Raw genomic sequence first — 22,297 nt, forward strand, 5'->3', positions numbered from 1 at the left:
GTAGTCATCCATGTAGCCTTGGTCAGTGCCACAAGAGCCTACGAAGTAAAAGCTAACGCATACAAAAACTCCGACAAATTCTGTCGGAGTTTTTTAACGGTCGAACCTTGAAGCTATGCCAGCCATCTAGCTCATGAATCAAGCTTAAGAAACTGTCTTACCCTTGATGAATCTGGGTTAGTGAAAAACTTCTTTGGGTTGGATTGTTCAATCAATATGCCCTTCTCAAGAAACACCACCTGATCTGACACCTGACGCGCAAACTCCATCTCATGCGTCACCACCACCATGGTGTAGCCCTCTTGCGACAGTTTCTTCATCACCAATAACACTTCTTCGACCAATTCAGGATCGAGTGCTGACGTTGGCTCATCAAACAGCAACACATCCGGCTCCATCGCGAGAGCTCTGGCAATGGCGACACGTTGCTTTTGCCCACCCGATAACATGCTTGGGTAGTTCTCTAATTTGTGCGACATCCCCACCTTATCGAGTTGCTTACGAGCCATCTCTTCGGCGTCTGATTTCGCTATCTTCTTAACGTGAACGAGCGCTTCCATGACGTTTTGCAACACGGTTAGATGCGGCCACAAATTGAAGCTTTGGAAAACCATACCAAGGCGCTCTCTGAGTTTCGCCAGCTCTTTGTATTTGAGAGGTTTACCCGTTTCTGAGTTGATACCAATGCGTTCATCACCCATAAAGATCGTGCCGCGCTCTGGCTGCTCTAACCAATTCATGCAACGTAATAGTGTCGATTTCCCCGACCCAGACGAGCCGAGAATACTCACCACATCGCCTTTGTTGATGGTGAGGTTGATGTCTCGTAATACTTCGATGCCATCAAACTGTTTCGACAGGTTTTCAACCTTGATGATCGTCTCACGTTGTTCCAATTGTGGCTCGCACTCAATCACTTCCAAATTTACGCCCAAAGAAGGGTTAATCGGTGCTTCCGTTTCAATAGTCTCTGATTGTTTAAGCATGGCTAAGCCCTCTAAGTTCAACTTTGGTTTGGATTCGTTTGGTGATGGTTTCAAGTGCAATACTCACTGCCCAGTAGAGCGCGATAGCAATGATGAACGCATTCAATGGGATAAAGTACGTTGATTGAATGCTGTTGGCGGCCGCGGTAATTTCTGCGACGGTAATGATGCTGAGAAACGCGGTGTCTTTTAAGCAGATGATGAGTTGGTTAGTGATCAGAGGAACCGATTTAAACAACACATTAGGGGTAATAACTCGGGTAAAGGTTTTGAATTTAGAGAAGCCATAAGCGTGCGCAGCTTCGATGTAACCCGGCTCTAGTCCTTTACGAACCCCTCGAAAAATCTCACAAAAATAGGTACCGTGATAGAGACTTAGTGCGATGATTCCCGCAGTGGTCGCATCGAGTCGAATACCAACTTGAGGCAACCCGTAATAGAGCAGGTACGCTAAGATAAGAAACGGCAAAGTACGCATAATGCCTATCAAACTATTGATGGTGTACTTCACACCGAGTCTTGAGTTTGATGAGCAATGGTTTTCGAGGCAATACAACAAACTGATGCCAATGATGAAACTCAAGATTGAAGACGAAACAAAAAGATTAAGAGTGGTCACAAATCCCGAAGCAAACAGCTCTTTTTGTTGCCAGATAATATTCCATTCTTCCATATTTACTCCTTAAACTTACCTGCTCAATCACGCTTCACAAGCAGGTAATAGTGTTTCTGACCAAGTAGCCATGACGGCTAAATTGTTGCTGCGGTTGATACCAGAGGCATCGCTGATAACAGTAACTACGATTGATAACCGCTGTAGACACTTACGGCTGCAGATAAGTCGCTCGGTTTTCAGCCATAGCTTGCAACTTCACCAACACACCAATAATCAACATGTATATAGCACCAGCACACAGAATCGGCCCAAGTGGTTCATAAGTGACCGCAGAGATTCTATTGGTGACACGGGTTAAGTCGACAATGCCGATCACCGCGATAGCTGGGCTGCCTTTGATTAAGAACGACATCTCATTGACTAGTGCAGGTAGGCTCATGATCACCATTTGTGGGAACATGATTCTGCGGAAGTAAGTTATACGTCTCATACCAATGGCTTCAGCCGCTTCCATTTGCCCTTTTGAAAAGTTCAGAAAGGCGTTGCGCCAAATCTCCGCATTGAATGCCGATGTATTGAGTGTGAGTGCTAAAATGGCAGAAACGTGCTTATCTAAATTGATGCCAAATGATGGAAAAGAAAGGAAAATAAACAGAGCCAGTGTCACCAAAGGCGTTGCTCGTGCCCAACTGACATAGATGCCCAACATTTGATCCACAAATGGGATTTTCATCATTCTAATCAAGGCAATCATTAAGCCGATAACGACACCGAATACAATCGATACTGCCGATATCCATGCCGTCGCCCACGCCCCCTGTAGCAACTGTTCCCAAGCGTAATAATCCATAAACGACCTCTTTGATCAGCGACTTATTTCGATAGATTGTGCACAAATGACTCATGGGCTAAACCGCTTTGACCCCATTAGCATGGACACAAACAGTCGCTAACTGTTTGTGTCGGCACGTACTGATTCGCTATTGAACAGCGATCAGCTTGTGATACTGCTCGACGGAAGTAATGGCTTCTGAAGGGAGTTGGTCGAACGATTCACCGAACCACTTCTTCTGCAACTCTGCCATTTTTCCTGTTTGTTCAAGATGGCGGAAAAACTCGGTTAGGTAAGCCAAAAGCTCAGGATTATTTTTAGGAACTGGCCAGCTCACGAAACCTGGGCCAGAGACCGCTTCGCCTTTTTTGAATACCTTTGACTTCGACTTCACCACCTCGTTAACCGAAACCACACTGTTGATCACATAGTCGATACGGCCGATTGCCAAATCGGAATACGCTTCTGGATAAGATTGATACTGAACCACTTTCCCCAAAGACTTGCCTTGGGCTTCAAGCATTTCTTCCAACTCCGGCAGTCGCTCTAGCAAGGCACTACCCGCTTGTAGCCCCACCGTTTTACCATCTAAATCCGCAACAGTATTGATGTCGTCAGCATCCGCTCGGGTTAAGAAGTAGTGCTGCGCGGAAGCGATCGGTGGAGTAAAGTCGAAGGCCTTTAAACGGGCGTCGGTAATGATTGCGCCGGTTAACGCCACATCGTATTGACCTGCGGATACTGATGCGAGTAACCCAGTCCAAGGTAAGATCTCTTGTTCAATATCGAACTTCGAATATTCACGCAGTTCATCAAGCAGATCTTTATTGATCCCAGCCGGATTACCACGATCGATGTAGTTGAATGGCGAATAGTTATCCTCTGTCGCCACTTTCATAAAACCTTGCTTTTCGATAGTTGCAAGATCGGATGCTTGTGCAACACCAAAACAACCCAGTACGACGGTTGCTGCCGCTGTTGAAACCCATGCCTTCATCGTCATTCCCTGTTTCATGCGCTTTCCTTATCGAGATTATTTGCCTGCCTTTACTTTATGAACGGAATGAGCCGAAGACGTAGAGCCAATTTGGTTTTCAGGTTGGGACAGAACTATTTTTAGGTTAGAGCTGCGCATATTTCTCATTAGATACCGATCAAAAGCCAGTCCTTAAATATCAATATGAACTCTGGCTCGCTTCTTGCTCTTTTATAAAAATAGGACCGAGATTTACTGAGAATAAGGACTGTCTCTCATGGCGATAAATCACAATTGTTTCATCGAGTTTGATTCCAAAAGAAGCCTGCAAGAGCAAGTACGTAGCTATTTGGTGACGGCGATATTGAAAGGTATTTTTCCTGTGGAAAAAGCGCTTCCGTCTTGTCGCAAGCTCTCTAGCCAATTAGGGGTATCACGCAATACGGTCTCGCTGGTGTACGATAGTTTGCTCGATGATGGTTATCTCATCAGCAAACCTCGTAGTGGGTATTACCTGTCAGAAAAGTATCAAAATCCAAGCGAAGAAATGGATGCGAACTTGGATCATTTTGAATCAACAGACAACGACAATGCACCGGATTGGAGCAAGCGAGTAAAACTGCAATTGAGCCAATACCCTCGCATCGTCAAACCCTCACATTGGAGCTGCTACCAATACCCATTTATTTTTGGTCAACCCTCTATCAATGACTTTCCATTAGCGCAATGGCGGGAAGCCACAAGAAAGGTCACCTCAGATCCAAATGACCACCGCTGGCTGTGTGACAAGGTCGATAAAGACGTCGACATGCTGGTCGAACAGATACGCACAAGAGTGCTTCCTCAGCGCGGTATTCATGCCCAAAGCGATGAGATCCTCATAACCTTAGGTTCGCAGAATGCGCTCTATTTGATTTCAACCTTGCTCATGAACCATGAGAGCCGAGTCGGAGTCGAGAACCCCGGCTACAAGGAAGCGAATCACACCTTTAATCTCGCTGGCGCGCAGTTACACCCACATCAAGTGGATGAACAAGGATTGAGATTCAATGAGCACTCTTCACTGTGTGATCACTTCTATGTTACGCCGAGCCACCAAGCTCCAACGGGTGTCACCATGAGTGACGAACGTCGAGCTCAGTTACTGGAAATGGCCAAAGCCAATGATGCGGTGATTATCGAAGATGACTATGACGCTGAGTGCAACGTGGAGTGGAATCCTAAGCCCGCGCTAAAAGCCAGTGACAAGGAAGGACGTGTCATCTACATCAGCAGCTTCTCTAAACTATTAGCCCCCGGCTTGAGGTTAGGCTACATCGTGGCACCTGAAGAGTTAATCTACGACCTTAGAATACTGCGGAGATTGATGTATCGACATGCGCCAAGCCGCGTTCAGATGGAAGTCGCGCACTTTATTGAACAAGGCTACTACGACAGCTTTGTGAGGCGCTTTAGGGAGAACACGCGCCAGCGCTGGAAGCTGATCAACGATGCCGTGTTAAAATACTTACCTGACTGTAAGCGACTGGCTCAAAGCGAGCAGGCCAACTCTCTGTGGCTACAAACCCCCAGCCACATCAATAGCCAGCGTTTAGCTTCACGAGCCGCCCAAAAAGGCATATTGATTGAGACAGGCTATTCGCACTTTATGAGTAATACCGAAACGAAATCGGGCTGTGAAGCATTGTCAGAATATGATCCCAACTCCTATTTTCGACTGGGCTTTCACGCTATCGATAAAGATCTGATCGCCCCCGGCATCAAAGAGCTGTCAGAAGTGATGAAGATCTAGCATCACTAAAGCGCAGTTTGACCAGAGTGATTAAGTGGAAGAACGTAAAAAAGAGCATCAGTCGATGCTCTTTTGTCGTTTCTGAAGGTTAAGTTCGACACATTAAAAAGAACAGGGAATCCTTTACCAAAGTGCCTTGGTTACTGCGCTGGCTATCTGATTAAACAATTAAGAAGCGATTTCACACAACACTTCATCAATGATCTTGACGCCTTTTTTAATCTCGCTTGGCTGAATAACCAAAGGTGGCGCGACGTGAATGCGGTTATTCACAATGAAAGTCAACAGACCTCGCTTGGTCAATTGCGCTTTCAATTGCCCCATTTTTTCATTGCTTAAAGGTGTTTTACTTTCACGATCTTCCACTAGCTCTACTGCCCAGAACATCCCTTTACCACGTACATCACCAATTATAGGATGCAACTCTTGAAGGTTCAGCAGAAGCGGCCCTAAAACGCTGTTACCGACGTTATCAGCATGCGTGACAATGCCCTCTTGCTCCATCACATCGAGCGTTGCGACGATCGAGGCCATCGCCAAAGGGTGACCAGAATACGTTAATCCGCCCATAAAGAAATTCGACTTAAAATACTCAACGATCGGTTCACTGACCACCACACCACCAGCCGGTACATAACCCGAGTTCACCCCTTTCGCGAAAGTAATCAGATCTGGCACGACATTGAAGTGTTCAAACGCAAACCACTTACCCGTGCGACCAAAGCCGACCATCACCTCATCGAAGATCAGTTGAATGCCATGTTTGGTTGCCAGCTCACGCACGCCGACAAGGTAATCTTTGGGCGGAATGAGAAAGCCCGCTGTTCCAGGAATGGTCTCTAGAATAATCGCCGCAATCGCCGTTGGTCCTTCGCATTCAATCACTCGCTCTAAATGCTGCAGGGCACGCTCACTCTCTTCAGCTTCAGTCGCCGCGTTGAATTCGCTTCGATAGAGAAATGGATTGAAGAAGTGAACGTGCCCACGGCTATACTCGTTTGGAATTCGACGAAAGTCCCCCGTCGCAGCAATAGCAGTGCCTGTATTGCCATGATAAGAACGGTAAGCAGAGAGTACCTTGTCGCGCCCTGTGAATTGTCTCGCCATGCGAATCGCATTTTCGTTAGCGTCTGCGCCTGCATTGGTAAAGAATACCTTCTGAAACGTGCTGGGGGCTTTCGACAAAATGCGCTTGGCCGCCAAACCACGAGTAAGGTTTGCGGTCGCAGGGGCAACGGTCACCAATGAGTCAGCCTGATCTTTAATCGCTTTGATCACTTGTGGATGCTGGTGACCAATATTGGTGTTAACGAGCTGGCTACTAAAATCAAGGTACTCTTTACCTTCGTAGTCCCACATTTTGCACCCTTGCCCACCCGCAATGGCGATAGGCTCAGCCGCTTCTTGAATCGACCAAGAATGAAATACGCTCTTGTCGAGGTCGATAATATCTTGGTTCACAAGCTGTTCTGTTGATACTTCCATTTCATCGTCTCCATTAACAACACTAGATTCACAGCCGCTCGTGCTTGGCTTGTCTTCGCGAATGAAAGACGCGAAACACGACATTAAAAAGGCTGCGCTATCGGATGGAATAATCTTCATCCCAAACAGGGCGGAGCTCATAGTGTCAGTTTCAACAAAACCGTGGGCCAGTGAATCAGCCCAAACCTAGTCCCTAATCCAACCAAAGGCCTGACCCAATCCAATCGTCGATCTGGCTCTATTCAAAATTCTTAGGTGTGAATAGATTGAAAGGCAGACGAGACAAGTCTCATCAAACACTAATTAATGCAGCAGTAACTTCAAAAGCAAAGAGGAGAACAAGAGTGGAATTAGGGTTGGCAATGACATTGATTCTGTTTGCAGGAGTAGTGCGAGGCTATTCCGGGTTTGGGTTTGCGATTATCGCTGCGCTCTCCCTAAGCTTTATTGTTCCACCATTGCAAGCGGTAGCCATCGCTATCCTATTGGATTTTCTAAGCTCTTTCCCTCTGCTCAAACAAAGTAAAACCACCATCAATATGCGGCTTATTACCCCGCTGTGTATTGGTATGTTGGTTGCGGTGCCTTTCTCGCTGTATTTCATTAGCACGATATCGGAATCGGGCTTGAAGGCCTTTATCGCAATGATGTCTTTGGTCGCTGGCTCACTGATTATTTTGGACTTACGCCTCACTTGGTTACACCAACGACACGCGTTTTGGGCGGGAGCAATTTCAGGGTTTAGCATGACCACAGCCTCTTCGGGAGGGCCGCCATTAGTGACGTATTTGATGAACCTGACCATTAAAACCAGTGAGCAGAGAGCCACTGCGATTGTGTTTTTTCTTCTGAGTTCAGCGATTTCACTGATCGGCTTCATATGGATTGGCGCATTAGATCAAGGATCATTCACCACTGGCTTATGGCTATTACCAGCCGCTTTGGTTGGCAATATACTGGGTCAAAAACTGTATCTATCAGTACCAAACTTGTCTGCAAAAACAACGACCGCGCCGATTTTGATCGGCATGGCACTACTTATGTTAATTTCAAATTAGAAGGATGTATTTATGGATAAGATAGCGTTCATTACAGGGGCAACCTCTGGTTTCGGCAAAGCGGCGGCAAAACGTTTTGCAAAGGATAACTGGTCGTTAGTGTTGTCTGGTCGTCGAATCGAAAGGCTACTCGACCTAAAGGCAGAATTAACGGTGCCTGTACATGTCATTCAACTCGATGTCCGAGATGCAGATGCTGTAAAACAAGCCATTGATTCACTACCCGCTGAATTCTCATCAATTACCGCATTAGTTAATAATGCTGGCTTAGCCTTAGCACCAGAAGGTGCGCCCGATGTGGATTTAAAAGACTGGCACACAATGATCGACACCAATGTCACTGGCCTAGTCAATGTCACTCACGCGCTGCTGCCTACGTTAATTAAAAAAGGCGCAGGAAGCTCTATCATCAATGTTGGATCCATTGCCGGACAATGGCCCTACCCAGGAAGCCATGTGTATGGTGCCAGCAAAGCATTCGTAAAGCAGTTTAGTTACAACCTACGTTGCGACCTACAAGGCACTGGAGTTCGTGTCACAGACCTCTCCCCTGGCATCGCAGAAACGGAATTTACTCTAGTAAGAACCAAAGGTAACCAGACGGCTTCAGACAATCTTTACCAAGGCACCACGCCGTTGTCAGCAGAGGACATTGCCGAGCAGATGTTTTATATCGCAACCTTGCCAGATCACATCAACATAAACCGAGTCGAAGTGATGCCGACCCGTCAAGCATGGTCTGCATTCGCAATCGATAGAGACTAAGTTCAAACCGACACAAACAAAAAAGGTGGTCTTTTCAGACCACCTTTTTACCCTATATTCAATATTCTCGGATTACTCTAAACAATTTTCTGCTCATGCTCCTTGGTCGGTTCAGCCTCATCAGACAAGAACCCTGCAACGATCTCTCTCAATGTCCCCTGATTAACCGGTTTGGATAAAAACTCATCCATACCGACATCAAAGCACAGGTGCTTGTCTCTCTGCACAACGTTGGCTGTTAATGCAACGATCGGAACATGCTTTGAAGAACCCTCTTCGAGCGCTCGGATCTGCTTGGTCGCTTCAAACCCATCGAGCACTGGCATCTGACAATCCATAAAAATCATCACGTATTCGTTAGACTTAAATTTCTCAACACCAATTTTACCGTTATCGGCAATATCAACCTCAAACCCAAGCTTCTTAAGCATCATCTTGGCGACTTGTTGATTCACTCGTGAATCCTCGACGACCAACACCTTACCGCCAAATGAGGCTTTCACGGTTGCGGATTTAGGTTTTTGTTTAACTTTAACGATAGATTTGGGTGGTGGTGTCGGTTCATTGTCCTTAAACAATACTTCACCTCGATTTGGGTAGGTAAAAGTCGAGGAATCAGGCTCTCTCATGAGGACTTCAGTCAGCGTCCATTTAAGTTGGTTATCTTGATAAGGACGAGCGATATAGGCAACAAAACCCACTTGTTTAGCTCGTACTTCGTCTTGTTTTCGTGGATCTGCTGAGATCATAACCAACTTAGGACACGTTTTGCCAAAACGCTCTATCAAGCTTCTTGCTAATTGGAATCCATCAATAGACGGCATCACTTTATCAATCAGTACAAGATCATAAGGCGATGACTTAGCCACCGATTCTGAAACTAACTCTATCGCTTGGCTGGCCGTCTCGCAGCTATCAGAAACAACACCAAACAGCTGCAGTTGTGCTGATGTTATGCGCATGTTTAATGGACTGTCATCAACCAATAAAACCGAAACTTTATTAAAATCGATTGTGCTCTCATCGACATACACGCACGGTTCAAAGTCAGCAACAAAATAGAACGTGCTTCCTTTGCCCTCTACACTGTTTAGTTCGAGCTTACTGCCCATCAAGCTAACGATCTTATCGCATATTGTCAGCCCCAGCCCCGTACCGCCATAAATACGGGTGGTACTACCGTCGGCTTGTTGAAATCTATCGAACACCGATTTTTGCTTGTCTTCAGCAATACCGATTCCGCTATCCGTTACCTCAAACCTCACCCTCAGTTTTTGGTCGGGTTCTATCACACTCTCCAAATGAATCGAAAGCGTGACATGGCCATGCTCGGTGAACTTAAGCGCGTTGCCCACTAAGTTGTTAAGCACCTGTCTGAGTTGAGTGCCATCACCGATCACCATAGTGGGAATCTTAGGATCAATGGCGAGCTCAAATCTAAGCCCTTTCTGTTCTGCTTTTATTTTAAACGTTGACTCAACATCAGCCACAATGCCCATTATTTTCATCGGCTCTGATTGGAGCTCTAATCGGCCAGCTTCAATCTTCGAGTAATCAAGAATATCATTGATTAGATCGAGTAACGTAAGCGAGGAGGTATTGAGCATATCAACATACTCTTTTTGCTCTTTCGGCATCTGCATTTCAGAGAGCAAAGACGAAAGACCGATAATGCCATTCATTGGGGTACGAATTTCGTGGCTCATATTGGCAAGGAATTCACTTTTATTTCGATTAGCTACCTCAGCGATATCTTTTGCTTTTTCAAGCTCTTGGTATTGTTGACGAATGCGTTCAATCGACTGATTGTAGCTAATTTCTAGTGTCGAGATCTCATCTTTATAAGTCGAATCAATTGGTGTTAAGTGACGCGGTTTACTGTCTTCGATCTGTTGCTGATTGATCTGAGAAGATATGGTGACCAATCGCTTCACAACAAGGCGATAAACGATCGTTAAGCACACGATAGACAGCAGGAATATTTTAACCGCTTCAAAGGAGAGTAACAACAATACTCTCTCCTCAAAATCGTTGAGGATCATGCTTAAATCGGACTGCACGGTTAACTTCGCGAGGGGGTAATTTTTCCCCCCCATTTGATGTACCATTTCCCAAGACTGGGAATAAGATTGGCCTTCGGTCTTTTGACCTAACTCTAGAATTTTTTCATCAGGACTTTCTATCACCAAATAGCTCACAGAAGGAAGACGGGAAATACCTTCAGCTTGTACAAGTAACTGCTCACGGTCTTCAACCCACAAACTTGCGGTTAAGCCAGAGAGGTATCCAGCTTTAATTTGCTCAATCTGAGAGCTAATGAAAGAAACCCTATTTTGGTACTCAACATACAGCCCTAGACCGGTCACTATCACAGTGAATAAGGTGCTTATCACAACTATAGCTCCGATAAGTTGTCGCGAGAGTCCAATATAACGCTTTTCTTTTTTCACCATGTACACATTACCATTGTTGTTCCCCTAGCAAACTACTGTTACTCAACTAGTATAGTAGTAGTCATTGATTGAACAATAGGGAAAGTTATGAAACGTCGTCTTATGTTAACATTCATGGTTGTTTTTTTTTCAAACGGGTATACTTTTGCAAGCGAACCTCTTGATTACTACATTATTTCAAGCCAAGCACAGCCTTTTCAGATTGAAACTGACGGATCCTCCCACAGAGGCATCGTTACAGATATTGTGAAAGCGGTATTCGATGACAGTCAATATGAGCTCAACTACCACACTTATCCTTTTAACCGAATGATCGACAAACTTGACGCAAGAGAAAACCCTAACTGGGTAACTTACGGCAGCCCGAGTTGGGGAAACATCCAGTCTGTCAACCTGTCTGAGGAACCGATTTACAATGTAAAACACGTATTACTCAGCAGTGGAAAAAAACCATTTGAGTTTAAGACCATTGACGATTTATACGGAAAAGCAGTGGTATTACTGATTGGGTTTGAATACCCAAATTTAGAACCTTACATCAAGCAAGGCAAGCTCAACGAAATTCGAGTGAAAGATTACAGCGCGGCTTTTCGTGTCTTAAACCGAGCTCCGGGTGATACGGTTTTTGTTGAGATGGAATCAAGAGTCAAATACAACCTAAACGAGCAAAAATTAAATTTTGATGACTACCAGATGCAAGATTTTGGTTCTGTGATCAACAACTACCCTATCCACTTAGCTTTTGACCCTAAGATGGATCCTAAACTGCAAAGCTTCATCAACCAACGCCTCGCTCAAATGAAAGATGATGGCCAACTCGACGACATCGTACAGCGTTATTTGTAACACCAGCGTAACGAAGAATTGAGCAACAGATTGAACAACAAAACAGATAGCTTGGTAACGCACTTTAACTATCGTTGAGGCTTAACTATCTAGCATCTAAAAGGCCGCCCTGCTTAACTTAATACGCCATTACAGGACGGCCTTTTCAATATACCGTTAGGGCAAACATAAATATGCCCGCTATCAGAATCAACGAATCAATGCGAAGCAATCGAATGGCGTTGCTGAGAACGAAGTTGTTGGCGCACTGCCATCAGGATCTTGCCTAAATGGTTCTCGCCGGTTCCATCTCCGCCATCGCCCCAAAAGTGGTCTTTGTGTGAATGTTCTTTGATCACCGAATCGCCAGTGTTGATAAGAAACCGCGCAAACTGTGGATTCTGGCTGAACTTCTCAGCAACAATGAATTTCATAACGTCAACACGAATGTCATACCAATCTTCACGAATTTGGTCTGCATAGTCACGGCTTAAAGAGAAGGCCTCGGCAGGTGTACTGGCTTCAAAAATAGTATTGCGCAACGCTTCCGAGGTAAATTTCATCGCTTGGTAATAATGTTCGCTGGTTGCCCAAATTTGACCATCAATCTCAATTGGACAAGCTGCAAAATTGGAAAGGTATCCATTTGGGTCTTCCGGTTCATAAAACAACACTTCTGTGGCTTGAGTCACTGCATTAGACATAGCTTTATCCTCACCAACGATATTCAATATTTCACTTCAACTTTAAAATTAGTGGTGTTGTATTTTACTGTCAAACAACTTGGTTCAAGAGTCAGTTATCGAGCCGTTTTTAGTTGTTCAACACAATTTGTAAAGGGAGAGGGTGGATATCTAACAGGGGGTATAAGCGTTGTTTTTACTGAGGGGATGTATGTGCAAAAAATGAAAAAAATGAAAAAAATGAAAAAAACAATATAAATCAAAGGGTGGCATTGAACCACCCCCTTAAAACCATCAGAGATATTAGTGAATAAGACCGAGCTCCCTCGCTTCTTCAAGACTAAAACCACTTTCTCTTATTTCTCTCAACGCCTCAATACGACGACGAGCTTCAGCTGACTTCATTTTCTTCTCTGGTTTGAAAGAGACTTCTTCTTCAGCATCCCACTTATTGGCAATGTTTGTCATTTCATCATGGTTGATAGAATTAATGGACATATTTTCCTCCGAAAGCACCATGTCATGGACAGGTAATCTGTAGCAAATGCTATTTCGCTTGTTAAGCAGTTCTGCACTGAAATGTGATGATTCCGACGCTTCATAAAGCTAATTAACAAACGGCTCATTTAAACTTTGCCAAAGCCATTTTCTGCAATTACATTAAAAGAATTACCCGTAAGAAATATGACTTGATCTAACTCTCATTTTCCCCATTGTCATTTCTCTATTTCCTTTGAAACTTCGCCGAAATAACCCAATCTCGATGGCTAGGCATCGCGTTCTCTTTCACGCCCATCAGCCCAGCAAAATAAAACTATTGTCTCGTAAATCTTATTGCCTCCCTTATTCTTTGGTTTGGCGAACTCATAAAAAATGAGCCAAACTACTTAGCAAGCATAGAGTGCATGCAGTAATGAAATACAATATGAAGCCAAATGCTTTTCAGACAATCATTTTGTTAAAAATGGGAGAATAGTATATGAGTGAATTAGACACTTGGTTAGAGCGTGTCAGCGATTGGTACAAACACCGAAAGCATGATCAAGTGACGCAGTTAGAGCCGTTGATCTTAACACCTCCAGATACGCTCTGGGGGCCTTTGATCAGTGATAAACAAAGCAAAGGCATTGCATCTTGGTTAGATGGGTGCCTGAGAATATTTACCTTCTATCGATATCGACACGCGAAATGGGAAGGAACGAACTTATACTTGAATTCATCACCGAATAGTCTTAGCGCTGTTGACCCCCACAATCAAGAAAAAGCCTATCAATATCTCATGTTCGCTTACGGGAAACTTCAGGCCGTCACATGTAACCCCAAAGCCGAACCAGCCTTACAAGAGTGGTGCATACAGCGAATACAACACTTATGTGTGCTAGCTTTAGAGTTTGCCAACCAGCAACCAGAACCACGTTGGCAAGAGGAATCGAAACAATTGATCGAATCGCACGTTCGCTTTATGGCAAATCAACATCAAAGCGACGATCATTGCCCAATTGAACACCAACTTCACTGATCAATCCTTTCGATCAAATCAAAACTCAATAAAGCGACTGAGATCAAAAGCCGTATTTATCCTTGATCATGCTTCGTTCAGGAATAACACAAGCTATTGAATTAACGAAATATTATAAATTTCAGGCAAAAAAAAGCGAGTCCCTAAGGAACTCGCGAAAATCTATTCAGTATGATGTAACAAAAATATGAGCCAATTTATTAATCACAAGAAAGGACAAAAGTTGTCTATTCGTGATAAATCATAGTCAACAAGGTGCGTGTTATTGTCATCAATTTGTCAGCATTAGGTGCGATTTTTATCAACTCGTAATAATCATAAAACTATCATTTATATAGATAAAAACAGATTTTAATTAATGCCCAATCGCCATCTCATCAAGCGCAATAAACACATTTTCATCTAAGTGCCCCTCATGAACTTGCTTGCACACTTTGCGACGGACCGCTAAACCAGAGATCAAACGTTCAATAGACAAATGTCGGTTACTGTCACGGTTGTTGTAAAGCTCAATCAACTTACTCAACGTTTCGTATGGAACCACATTCTCTCCAACTCTCAACCAATCAAGCTTCTCAATGAGCTCTGAGCACTCTTCTTTGATTGAGGCATGTGAATGCCCGGTCATTGCTGATAAAGCGGTTATACTGCGTTCTAGAGCCTCTGCAGAGGTATATCGAGAGAGAGTTATCATAATCTCGTCAGCATTAATCTCAACAGAGTGCTTACGTTGCTTTACTCGACGCCCTAATTTGCCTCTTGGCGACGGTGTCTTGCGTTGAATGGGTTCAAATTCACCATCAATAATTTCAGACAGCTCTTCTAACTTCTGCTTAGACACCATCTCGTTACGAAGTGGATTCGGTAACGTAGGGGCCATATTCCGTTTACCCGCGTTAGTGGTACGGGCTCTTGAGTACCGCAGTACCTCTTCAACATTACACTTAATATCCACTTGATAATCAATAATTTTCCCCTTTTCTATCAACGACATAATCGTTAAGTGGTAACCCCACAAGTTAACCAAGAAGGTATCGTCTTGCTCACCGACTTCACCCAATTTTCTGAGTTCTCGGACCAGATCCATTGAGAAACGGCGCCAATCAATATTACGAGCCAATTTTTGATTCAGCTCACTCAGTAACATACTGTCTGTATGACGACGTGCCATGCGGCTTCTGAAGTAAGAATACATTTGGAAAACCAAGGTGTGCTGCTTCAGAATTTCCGGTGGGAATAAGAAGAAATAGTCGCGTGTTAGTAGCTCTTCATAGAACGAAGGTTCCCAAACAAGAATGTATAGGTTTGGTTTAATACGAATTTCGCCGTCAGAGCCCTCTGTAGGCGCTTCTTCCGATGCGGTAATGGTTCTAGCTAAGAATCGGAAACGGTCACTCTTAAAGCCTTCTGGCATGTTCTCACTTAACCAACGGCCAGTCAGCTCATGCAGTTGGAAATCTGTATATTCAATACGATCAATACTGTCACGAATCGAGTCACGAGCTGGGCCACTGTCTTTCTTGCCACGTAAAGACAAAATATCAGTGATGTAGAGTGGTGTTTTGTTCGGAGTGTGCTTAGCGTCTAGGTGGTAATCATCTTGATGATGATCATGATACTGAACCGTTAAGGTAAATAACGCGAATAACGTCATCAGATCATCAACCGTCATAATATTTTTAGATGATCGCGTCTCGATCACTGCGCGAGTACCGGAGATCGAAACCATCGATTTCTGGTAACTCTTACGCGTTCTAGGGGGGGCCAACGCTTGATCAATGATTCCAGCCCAATTGGTTGGCGAAACAATAAATTGATCCGCTTCATCTTTCATTGTGGGGGGAGTATTAAGCCCATGTTCATTCAGTAGCCGTTTATTTACTTTGGTTTGAGCGAGGGCTTTAGAGCGCTTTTGTTTTTCATTTTGCTTGACACTTTCGGTAACTAAGCTGGTAGCACCCAGTACTGATATTAACTGATTAGGGTTAACAAAACGATGCAACATGGTTTTTCCAGCAAGCCCCTCTTCAAAACGAACTGGAACTTGCTTGAAAAGACCAATACTGACCGCGGCTCTGAGCCTTTGTTGTAGGGCAGCCCGAGTAACTTGACCATCGGTAGATTCGATGATCTCTGTGGTTGAAACGTAGCCGTCTTTGCTACTAAACCCACGCAGTGAAATTAAGTTAAGTAGTTCAACGATGCTTTTGGTGACGCCTTTGAAGTGTTGATATTGTTCAATCCATTCAACTGCGGTTTCAGATACCTCAAATAAATGACCATCTTTGTGGCTTCGTGCCTTAATTAACAATTTATCTTCTGGTTTCATTTTAGATCCGTATCACACTAACCGTAATTTCACTATAGTTCCTGAATGATAAAGAAAGAATGATCATAAATAAAGAGAATTTATTATCTTTTAAATAACTGATCTTTTTGATTAATATGATCTTAAATGATTAAGTGATCTAATGATCTGGCTGAAATTTTCTGTTTAAGCGGTTGAATTTTAAGAATTAAAATAATTACCGTGTGAAAGAATGATCATAGCCAGCTCGCAACGATGATCATTATACGAAAGAAAGCATGATCATAAAATGTCAGAACAATGATCATTAAGTCATTGTAAGCATGATCATTATTGATTCGAAAGCATGATCATTATTCTTGTACAGCTTATCCACAGTCCAACATTTGTCATGGTTTTCTTTATGAACCCTAAGTCATTAATGGCGGTATTTCGGGGCGTAAATTTTAACGGAACGATGATCAAGAAGCGGCTCTTTTTGTTGTACTCCCCCTTTTCTGCACAATATTTAGTCCGTACTCAGCGTCAACGAGTTGTTTTGATGTATGGATGGCTGAAGCGTATTGCTTTGGAAGCATGATCATAGAATCGTTATGTTTGACTGTTCTCTGTCTGTGTCGATTGAATTATCAATCAATCAAGCCTTGTTATTGTTAAATCCCCATTCCAAAAGCATTTGCCCGTAATTTAGCACTTAAATTACATGCTTCCGTTGTTCTATTTACTTGATCATTTTTCCGTATATTGATCATTTCGATTTAGCACTTATTATGATCAATACGGTTAAAATTATCCCTTGATCATGCTTCGTGATATCACATTATTATTATTTTGTCAGTGTGGTATATCTTGATCATTCTTCCGAATAAAGGTTAACACGGTTTGTCTGATGGTTATTTTTACGGCACGGATATTTTGTTTCGCCTCCCCTTCTCGTCATTTTCTGTTCGTAACTGATGAAAGGGGTGCCTATTTCAACTGAAAATTACATGAACCGTAATCTATGGTTGTATTTCAATCGTTCCGAGTTTTTTGATTAATCTATTTACATTGTAAATTCGTGACAATGTAACACTTTAAATGTGAGGTAGAAATGACACGGGTTAGAGGTGAAAAAATACCGTTTTTTTGTGCTCCTCTAACACGTCATATCATTAAATTGTAATAATAGAGTCTATTTTATGTGATTTAACTCATAAATGAATGTTCATGTTTTTGTTGATTTTGGTGTTAATCGCTGTACAATTTGTTCTTAGTTAATCATTACGGGAACTGGCAATGAAAAGAGAACAAACGATTGATAAGCTCTATCAGTTAGCCGAACAAACTCAACAAGTTCAGGCTGACCGCATTGAGATTATTTTGGAAGAGCGAAGTGATGAACATTTCCCTCCAATGTCTAAAGCGATGATGGAGACTCGTTCGGGGTTAACTCGTCGAAAATTGGATGAAGCGATCACTAAGCTTGAGGCGGATGGTCATCAATTTACAAAAAACAATGCCAATCATTACTCTATTTCATTGACTGAAGCGCACATGTTGATGGATGCGGCAGAAGTCCCTAAGTTTCATCAACGTAAGCAGCATACTGACAATAAACCATGGGTTATCAACGTACAGAACCAAAAGGGTGGTACGGGTAAATCAATGACAGCTGTCCATTTGGCGGCTTGCTTGTCCCTCAATTTGGACAAGCGTTACCGTATCTGTCTGATTGATTTGGATCCTCAAGGTTCTTTACGTCTGTTTTTAAACCCGCAAATTAGTGGTGCAGAGCACGATAATATCTATTCTGCGGTCGATATCATGCTGGACAACGTGCCTGAAGGCCAAGACGTTGACCTAGAGTTTCTCCGCAGGAATGTACTGCTTCCTACTCAGTATCCAAACTTAAAAACGATTTCGGCCTTTCCTGAAGATGCGATGTTTAACGCTGAAGCATGGCAAAGCCTAGCGCAAGATCAGTCACTAGATATCGTTCGTCTTTTAAAAGAAAAGCTTATCGATAAAATTGCTGATGATTTTGACGTCATTATGATTGATACTGGCCCGCATGTTGATCCACTCGTATGGAACGCAATGTACGCGTCGAACGCACTTCTGATTCCATGTGCAGCAAAGCGTTTGGATTGGGCTTCAACGGTGAACTTCTTCCAACACTTGCCAACTGTGTACGAAATGTTTCCTGACGATTGGAAAGGGCTAGAGTTTGTTCGTTTGATGCCAACGATGTTTGAAGACGACAACAAGAAGCAGGTATCAGTTTTAACTGAGATGAACTATCTGTTGAATGACCAAGTCATGATGGCAACCATTCCTAGAAGTCGAGCTTTTGAAACGTGCGCCGATACTTACAGCACGGTTTTCGACCTGACGGTCAGCGACTTTGAAGGGGGGAAGAAAACTCTGGCTGTCGCCCAAGACGCCGTACAAAAAAGTGCTCTAGAACTAGAGCGTGTATTACATAGCAACTGGCCTTCACTTAATCAGGGATAATATCAATGGCAATTAAAACATCTGACTTAAATGCAAAGCTATTTGGTAAAGCAAATAAACGTCGCGTAGCAACGCCACAAGAAGCGCAGACAGCGGCAAAAGAGCAGGCTCAGGTGATCGAGCTTTCTGTCGCTGGCGAGGACTTGGTTTCTTTTGAATTAGTTCGAATCCCAGCGGCTGAAGTTGCTTCTCGAACCGTGGTTTTTGAAGAGAATGCTCGTGAGCAATCTTTCTTAAATGAACATGCGCTTTCTGACGTTCTGACTACGTTAAAAGAGCGTGGGCAGCAGTATCCAGCGGTTGGTCGTAAGAACAAAGACGGCAAGATTGAAGTGCTTGATGGTAGCCGTCGTCGTATGTCATGTATTTTGGCTGACCAAGAGTTCCTTATCTATGTCGCTGAAAACATTAACGGTGAACACGCAAAATTCCTATCTGATGTTGCTAATGCTCATAAACCGCTTTCTCTTTACGAGAAAGGTCGGGAGATGCAAGCCAAATTGGATAAAGGGGAAGCTGATGATCAAAAAGCACTGGCGAAAATGTTCCAGTGTAGCGAAGCTTTGGTGAGTGGCGCATTAAAAGCGGCGGCTTTGCCACTTGAGTTATTGCAAGCTTACCCTAATGTGAGCGATCTTGGCCGCCCTACGATTGTAAAGTTGCATAAGCAATTTAGTGGGTTAACTCACGAGCAACAACAAACACTGCTGACTAAATGTGATGCTTCTGAAGGTTTTGTCTGGCAGCGTAGTGAAGCACAAGGTGTAACGCGTTTAACGAAAGACGTAACAGAAACATTGGAAGGTTGGATTCTTGAATTGGCCCCAGTACCCGCCAAGAAAGCTTCTCCAAAAGTTGACCTTATCAAAGGCCGTGCCTCTTATAGCCGCAAAGGTTCAAACTTAGCGCTGAATTTAAAGAAAGTGGATGATTCCACTATGGAAGAAATCCTAGCTTTCATACAATCAAAGCTCGATTAAGTCGACCATATTTCTCGATTACTCTAAAGCCGCTCTATGCGGCTTTTTATTTGGCTGTGATAAACTGTGTTTAGATCAATCTGGACACTAACTATGACAAACCCAACTAATACTTTTCTACATTCCCTTTCTGTTATTGCTCAACATAATGAACACCGTTACGGAGTGGTCTTTGATGGCGATGTTGATTGGCAAAATTCTGCAGTTGTTGCCTTCCTTCAAGAGTTACACACGACAAACATCTTCCAGATTGGCGGTACTCCGTTTGAAGGCGTTATTTATGCCCCAGTAAAAAAAGGCCAACAACTTCTTGGCCGAGAGTGCCAAGTTCTTGTGTGTGATTTTAGAGTGCAATTTGATGCGAATGGTTTTAGTGCCGCGCTCGGTTCGTTAGTCGGTGGTGGGTTGTTGTTGGTGTTGCCGCCAAAAGTTGATGACTCTACAGATAGCGAGAGCTTTGGACAACGTTGGTTAAAGTTCCATTTCGATAAACTGATCTCTGTTTCACAACACAATGAAGCAGGCGATGTCGCTCTTGCGACTCATGCTCTTCCTCAGAAGCAAAACGTCAACAACGGATTGGATAAATTTGCACAGCAAAGTACGGCTGTTGAGTTAGTTAAAAAAGTGGTGTCTGGACATCGCAAACGTCCTTTGATTCTCACCGCGGACAGAGGGCGTGGAAAAAGTTCGGCATTGGGTATTGCGGCAGCACAGCTTTTGGTTGAACGGACCGGTTTTAACATTATTGTTAGCGCGCCTTCTGTGAAAGCGGTAGAGCCGGTATTTTCTCATGCACGCCAAGGATTAGGAGTTTGTGACGTGGTTGACGCGACTCACATTCGTCATCAAGGTGGAAGTTTAAGATTCGTCGCACCGGATGACATACTTAAATCTAAGCCTGATTGTGACTTGCTATTGGTTGATGAAGCCGCTGCGATTCCCATTCCAATGCTTAAATCCATGGTCAGTCTTTATCATCGTATGGTTTTTTCAACCACAGTGCACGGTTATGAGGGAAGTGGGCGAGGGTTTGCTATCAAGTTTGAGTCTTGGCTTTCTAAGCATCGTCCCGGCTGGAAAGGCTTTAAGCTCGAACAACCGATTCGTTGGAATAACAACGACCCACTAGAAGGTTGGTTGTTTGACTGCTTCCTGCTTGGTCGTCACGCATCGCTCAGTGACTCCACGACTCATCAGTTAGATGACTTTTCTGATCAGACAATCAACCAATTAAACTTAGTCGAGTTATCAAAAGCAGAATGCTTAGCGAACCCTGAGACGCTACAGCAATGTTTTTCTCTTCTTGTTGATGCACATTATCAGACGTCGCCAAACGACTTAATGCAATTCCTCAACAATCCAGCAATCCATATGTACGCGGTTTGGCAACAAGATCTGTGTTTAGGGTGCATGTTGGTGACAGAGGAAGGGGGCTTGGATAGTGCGTTGATTACTCAGATTCAACTTGGAAAACGCCGGCCTCAAGGTCATCTGGCTCCTGTTTTGTTGGCCAATCAACTGGGTTGTACTGAAGCTGCGACCAGTCGTTGCCTCCGAGTTATGCGCATCGCTGTTTCAACGCGTCATCAAGGTTTTGGAATCGGTCGTTGGATGTTGGCTCAGCTATCACGACAAATTACCCAAGTGGATTATCTGGCGACTAGCTTTGGCGCGTCCAGTGAACTGATTTCTTTTTGGCGTGGAAGTGAATTCGAAGCTGTGCACATCGGCCACCAGCGGGATCAGGCAAGTGGTTGTCACTCGGTTTTGATGGTTAAAGCGCTTAATTCAAGCTCTCAATGTTGGATTAAACAGATTCTGCATCACTTTGAGTGTAACTACTGTTTTCTTGTTTCTGGTTCTTTATTTTCACTTGAAACGGACATGGTACGCGCGCTGTTACCTAAGAGTGCAGAACCTTTGAATGATAGGGAGGTCCAATTAATGAGAAATTATGTCGACGGTGGGAATAGTTACGACAGTATCAGTTTCAGTGTCCTTAAATTAATCTTGTTCTCTCACCGTGGCCGTGCGGGCTTGCAAGGTACAGTGTCCAAAGCCTTTCGTTTTACTCTTTCCGATCTACTGATTGCGAAAGTGGTTCAACAAAAACCGTGGGCGACCTGTGTTGTACAATTTAATTTTGCTGGACGAAAGCAAGCAGAACTTCAGTTTCGAAAAGATGTTGATGCTTTATTGTCAAATTTACACTGTAAATAGGGCGATCTGTTTTCCTATTAGATTTACAGTGTAAATTAGAACCTTGAATTTACACTGTAAACTGCTCGTCTTTGTCGATGTTTACACACCTACTATTACCCTCTCATTCATACCCGTTACCGTTTCCTTTTTTCTTGTCGTTATGTCTACGTGTCTGAACCGCTTTATTTTGTTCCAAAAATAGCAAAAGAGTGTCGCTCTGTATTTATCAAAGCAGAAGCGAAACTAAAAGAGCAAATTCTTATTTATGAGTCATCTTTGCAGGATCGAAAGTAAGTGATGAGACGCTGATTATTTAAA

Annotated in this window: 17 protein-coding genes; 8 read left to right on the forward strand and 9 right to left on the reverse strand. The window is 43.6% G+C overall.

The features are described 5' to 3' along the window. Window positions 1-131: 131 nt before the first annotated feature. From OCU36_RS15690 to OCU36_RS15705, 4 genes are all read right to left on the reverse strand, one after another. On the reverse strand, window positions 132-986 hold the full coding sequence (locus OCU36_RS15690; protein WP_290334990.1) for an amino acid ABC transporter ATP-binding protein: 855 nt from the start codon (window positions 984-986) through the stop codon (window positions 132-134). Next, window positions 979-1,659, reverse strand: coding sequence for an amino acid ABC transporter permease (locus OCU36_RS15695; RefSeq protein WP_261840475.1), 681 nt, complete (start codon window positions 1,657-1,659; stop codon window positions 979-981). Before OCU36_RS15695 ends, OCU36_RS15690 begins: the two co-directional genes overlap by 8 nt. A gap of 151 nt (window positions 1,660-1,810) precedes the next feature. After that, window positions 1,811-2,452 (reverse strand): amino acid ABC transporter permease, encoded by a 642-nt coding sequence (locus OCU36_RS15700; protein WP_261840476.1) that lies wholly within the window; start codon window positions 2,450-2,452, stop codon window positions 1,811-1,813. 130 nt (window positions 2,453-2,582) lie between these two features. Continuing rightward, entirely contained in the window at window positions 2,583-3,449 is an 867-nt protein-coding gene (locus OCU36_RS15705; RefSeq protein ID WP_261840477.1) for a transporter substrate-binding domain-containing protein, read from the reverse strand. A gap of 238 nt (window positions 3,450-3,687) precedes the next feature. Between OCU36_RS15705 and pdxR the strand changes: the two genes are divergently transcribed. Continuing rightward, on the forward strand, window positions 3,688-5,202 hold the full coding sequence (gene pdxR / locus OCU36_RS15710) for a MocR-like pyridoxine biosynthesis transcription factor PdxR (protein WP_261840478.1): 1,515 nt from the start codon (window positions 3,688-3,690) through the stop codon (window positions 5,200-5,202). A gap of 168 nt (window positions 5,203-5,370) precedes the next feature. Here pdxR and OCU36_RS15715 read toward each other — a convergent pair whose 3' ends face one another. Further along, a complete protein-coding gene (locus OCU36_RS15715) occupies window positions 5,371-6,687 on the reverse strand; it encodes an aspartate aminotransferase family protein (RefSeq protein ID WP_261840479.1) in 1,317 nt (438 codons plus the stop codon). Window positions 6,688-7,049: 362 nt separating this feature from the next. Here OCU36_RS15715 and OCU36_RS15720 point away from each other — a divergent pair, with 362 nt between their 5' ends. Further along, on the forward strand, window positions 7,050-7,745 hold the full coding sequence (locus OCU36_RS15720; RefSeq protein ID WP_261840726.1) for a sulfite exporter TauE/SafE family protein: 696 nt from the start codon (window positions 7,050-7,052) through the stop codon (window positions 7,743-7,745). Between the two features lie 12 nt (window positions 7,746-7,757). Next, window positions 7,758-8,510, forward strand: coding sequence for an SDR family NAD(P)-dependent oxidoreductase (locus OCU36_RS15725; protein WP_261840480.1), 753 nt, complete (start codon window positions 7,758-7,760; stop codon window positions 8,508-8,510). 77 nt (window positions 8,511-8,587) lie between these two features. Here OCU36_RS15725 and OCU36_RS15730 read toward each other — a convergent pair whose 3' ends face one another. Next, the gene (locus tag OCU36_RS15730; RefSeq protein ID WP_261840481.1) at window positions 8,588-10,963 is read right to left on the reverse strand and encodes a response regulator; all 2,376 of its coding nucleotides are present in this window, start codon (window positions 10,961-10,963) and stop codon (window positions 8,588-8,590) included. An 87-nt stretch (window positions 10,964-11,050) separates the two neighbouring features. On the opposite strand from OCU36_RS15730, the gene OCU36_RS15735 reads away from it, so the two are divergent. Further along, window positions 11,051-11,809 (forward strand): substrate-binding periplasmic protein, encoded by a 759-nt coding sequence (locus OCU36_RS15735; protein ID WP_261840482.1) that lies wholly within the window; start codon window positions 11,051-11,053, stop codon window positions 11,807-11,809. 197 nt (window positions 11,810-12,006) lie between these two features. Here OCU36_RS15735 and OCU36_RS15740 read toward each other — a convergent pair whose 3' ends face one another. Both OCU36_RS15740 and OCU36_RS15745 read right to left on the reverse strand, forming a co-directional pair. Next, window positions 12,007-12,492, reverse strand: coding sequence for an NADAR family protein (locus OCU36_RS15740; RefSeq protein WP_261840483.1), 486 nt, complete (start codon window positions 12,490-12,492; stop codon window positions 12,007-12,009). A 282-nt stretch (window positions 12,493-12,774) separates the two neighbouring features. Further along, a complete protein-coding gene (locus tag OCU36_RS15745) occupies window positions 12,775-12,969 on the reverse strand; it encodes a PA3496 family putative envelope integrity protein (RefSeq protein ID WP_004732575.1) in 195 nt (64 codons plus the stop codon). A gap of 481 nt (window positions 12,970-13,450) precedes the next feature. Here OCU36_RS15745 and OCU36_RS15750 point away from each other — a divergent pair, with 481 nt between their 5' ends. Continuing rightward, window positions 13,451-13,990 (forward strand): transcriptional regulator, encoded by a 540-nt coding sequence (locus tag OCU36_RS15750; protein ID WP_261840484.1) that lies wholly within the window; start codon window positions 13,451-13,453, stop codon window positions 13,988-13,990. A 355-nt stretch (window positions 13,991-14,345) separates the two neighbouring features. On the opposite strand, the gene OCU36_RS15755 is transcribed toward OCU36_RS15750, so the two are convergent. Next, a complete protein-coding gene (locus OCU36_RS15755; RefSeq protein ID WP_261840485.1) occupies window positions 14,346-16,319 on the reverse strand; it encodes a replication initiator protein RctB domain-containing protein in 1,974 nt (657 codons plus the stop codon). 1,257 nt (window positions 16,320-17,576) lie between these two features. Here OCU36_RS15755 and OCU36_RS15760 point away from each other — a divergent pair. The 3 genes from OCU36_RS15760 (at window position 17,577) to OCU36_RS15770 (ending at window position 21,997) form a co-directional block, all read left to right on the forward strand. Beyond that, a complete protein-coding gene (locus OCU36_RS15760) occupies window positions 17,577-18,794 on the forward strand; it encodes a ParA family protein (RefSeq protein WP_261840486.1) in 1,218 nt (405 codons plus the stop codon). Between the two features lie 5 nt (window positions 18,795-18,799). Beyond that, window positions 18,800-19,774, forward strand: a complete 975-nt coding sequence (locus tag OCU36_RS15765) for a ParB/RepB/Spo0J family partition protein (protein ID WP_261840487.1) — start codon at window positions 18,800-18,802, stop codon at window positions 19,772-19,774. Window positions 19,775-19,867: 93 nt separating this feature from the next. Further along, window positions 19,868-21,997, forward strand: a complete 2,130-nt coding sequence (locus OCU36_RS15770) for a GNAT family N-acetyltransferase (RefSeq protein WP_261840488.1) — start codon at window positions 19,868-19,870, stop codon at window positions 21,995-21,997. The last annotated feature ends 300 nt before the right edge of the window (window positions 21,998-22,297 follow it).

The sequence above is a fragment of the Vibrio artabrorum genome (assembly GCF_024347295.1).
Classification (GTDB): domain Bacteria; phylum Pseudomonadota; class Gammaproteobacteria; order Enterobacterales; family Vibrionaceae; genus Vibrio; species Vibrio artabrorum.